Genomic DNA, 2,090 nt, shown 5'->3' on the forward strand with positions numbered 1-2,090 from the left:
CCAGGTGGGGGTCCTCCCGCATTTAACCGGCCTTTCAGGACCAGGCCCGTGCCTTCGGCGGCCCGGCCCCGGGGGAACGGCCGCCCGCCGGCCCCGGCTACGTGCCCAGCCGAACCCGGGTCGGTCCGGTAATCACCCTGGTGCCCGATCGCCGATGAGGGGCCCCCTGCGACGTCGTATGCTCCGCCTTGAAGGAGGCCGAGCGTTGCCGCAGGAACGTACAGGCCGGACGCGCCTGGACGGGCTCATTCGGCATCGGGTGCGCCGTCCCCTGTCCCTCCCGCTGACCTGAGCTTCCGGCGTCTGCGCCGGCGCCAAACGATCACCAGGCCCAGCACGACGAATGGGACCAGCACCCAACCGCCGATGTCGAGAGCGTCACCGATCGCATTGGCCAGCGCCCCGGCCAAATAGGCGAGAACACTGAGGCTCGCGACCCAGGCAATTGACCCTGTGATGGTCCAGAGCAGAAAAGTGGGCCACGGCATCTTGGCGGCCCCCGCGGCAATGGCGCCCCAGAGCCGGACAACAATGACCCAGCGGCCGAAGAACAAGGCTTTGCCGCCGTGACGATCGAAGAACGACTCGAGCTGGAGGATGCGATTCTCGTCGGCATGGAAGCGCTGTGCGAGTCGAAGCATCAGCGGACGGCCTCCCACCCGCCCAAGTACGTAGCCAATAGTGCTCCCGAGCATGGCGCCCAGGCTGCCGACCGCGATAACGGCGGTAAGGTTCAGGTCTCCGTGGCGCGCCGAGGCGTAGGCGCCAAGCAGGACGGCCACGGCGGGAAGCGGTACACCGGCGCACTGGGCCAGCACAATCACGAAGACGGCGAAGTAGTACGCCCATTCGTCCGCAACCCCTGCTTCCGCGGCGAAGTAGGCTGCCCAGCCGAGCGCCACGAAGCGGAAGGCAACTAATCCGGTCATCGCTCACACCTCACTCCGCTGCTCCGCCGTGGTTCATCATGACGGTCCCCGCGCTGCCCGCGTTCTGTCTGCGGTCATAACCCCCGCGACAGCACCGGGATGGCCCTTGTCTACCCTTGCGGCCGGGGCCGCGTCAAGAGCACGCTGCGGACACGGCCCGGCCGGCGGCGGCACTGCTTTTCCGGCCGCGGCGCTAGCCTCGGCGTTCCGGCCGGATCGCCCGCAGCCACCACCGCCCGCGCCGCTACGACCGCCGGCCCTGCGCGTCTCCTACGCCTCCTGCTTTAGGCCCTGAAGAGCTGCCCGGTTTCCCGGGACTATTGGCGACAGAAGACGCACGAAGGAAAGAACTCACGCACAGGCCTGGCCCTCCCTCCCTTCTGGTGCCTACGACCTTCAGCACCAGACGTCTGGGTGGATGCGCTTTCCGAGCATGAAGATGGATTCCGCGCCTGAGTGAGGGCCGTTGATGATACCGCCTGGAATCGCGTCGGGTGGAAACAGGTTCGCCAGGCGGTTCCGGCAGGCAATGAACACGCCTCTGTCTTGTTCCTCGTGGAACGTGGCGCTCCAGAAGGCGGGTATCCGATACAGATCACGGATCTGCGCGAGGCATCGCGTCGACCGTTCCGATGCATTGCGCGCGAACTCTGGAGAGTCGATGACAACCTAAACATCGCGAACATGGACTGGGGGAGCTCGCAGGAAGAACAGACAGCAAGGGTGACCTCAGGGGGTTGCCTGACAGTTCTTGCTGCTTCGATGTACTGGGAACAGGCTGCGGCCGAATCAATCGATCGATCAAACCACGAGATCCTGCAACTTCCGCCGCGGGTTTCAAGGTTCTTCGCTGATTCCAGGCAGCTGACGTTCGTCAGGTGTTCTCTTCAGACACGACTTCGGCGGGTGGCTGCTGTTGGGCCATCAACTCGAACAACACCTGGTTCGGAGTCTGGCCCAGAAGGCATCGGAACCATCCTGCCGCGTCATGCCCCTGTGGCGGCCTGCATTCGACAACACGACGGACTGCTTGGCTGCTAATGCCTGGGCCCGCCATGTGGGGGAGCTGCCGGCACGGGGAAGGAGTGATGCACGGCATAGTGGCCGTGGGCGGCGGGGGAGTGTGCGATGAGGTGCGTGACGGGTGGTTTTGGGTTGTGG

Annotated in this window: 2 protein-coding genes; one reads left to right on the plus strand and one right to left on the minus strand. The window is 65.4% G+C overall.

What is annotated here, in order from left to right; genetic code table 11:
• Nucleotides 1-245 precede the first annotated feature (245 nt).
• Nucleotides 246-929, minus strand: a complete 684-nt coding sequence (locus AC1D1S_RS20805) for a DedA family protein (RefSeq protein ID WP_052354987.1) — start codon at nt 927-929, stop codon at nt 246-248.
• Nucleotides 930-1,385: 456 nt separating this feature from the next.
• Here AC1D1S_RS20805 and AC1D1S_RS20810 point away from each other — a divergent pair, with 456 nt between their 5' ends.
• A complete protein-coding gene (locus tag AC1D1S_RS20810) occupies nt 1,386-1,970 on the plus strand; it encodes a DUF6924 domain-containing protein (protein ID WP_476995409.1) in 585 nt (194 codons plus the stop codon).
• Nucleotides 1,971-2,090: the final 120 nt, after the last annotated feature.

The sequence above is a fragment of the Arthrobacter sp. P1_A5 genome, from assembly GCF_056406825.1.